Below are 345 nucleotides of genomic sequence, written 5' to 3'. Positions count from 1 at the left end.
GTGCGTTGATGAAGGTCCACGACGAGTGGGTTAAGATGGCAAATATTATGCTGGGCAAAGAGTGCTGTCTGTCCAGTCCGCCGGGAATTTATGTGAAAATGGAATTTATGAGTCGCTTCTTTGGTTATACCCCGTATTGGGGTTGGGGATTTGAATTAACTGTGTTGTTTGTGGTGTGGGGTCTCCCTGCCCTTGCTTTTCTCCTTCTGGCTTTTATGGTATTTCAAATACGGGTCCAGACTTGGGAAAATATTACTGTTAGCGTTTATTGTTTTGACTGTGGTTGTTTTATTTAGGATGTTTTTGAACTGATACGTTACCACTCTCAATGGACAGAATGACTGT

1 protein-coding gene is annotated in these 345 nt (G+C 42.6%); it reads left to right on the top strand.

The genetic code is table 11. The features are described 5' to 3' along the window. On the top strand, positions 1-296 hold a 296-nt coding region (locus tag COJ96_RS26060), incomplete at its 5' end, for a hypothetical protein (protein WP_218936553.1). Positions 297-345: the final 49 nt, after the last annotated feature.

It is taken from the genome of Bacillus sp. AFS073361, assembly GCF_002567005.1.
Lineage (GTDB): Bacteria > Bacillota > Bacilli > Bacillales > Cytobacillaceae > Neobacillus.
Note: the sequence above shows the minus strand (reverse complement) of the source record. Positions and strands in the feature narration are given on the sequence as shown.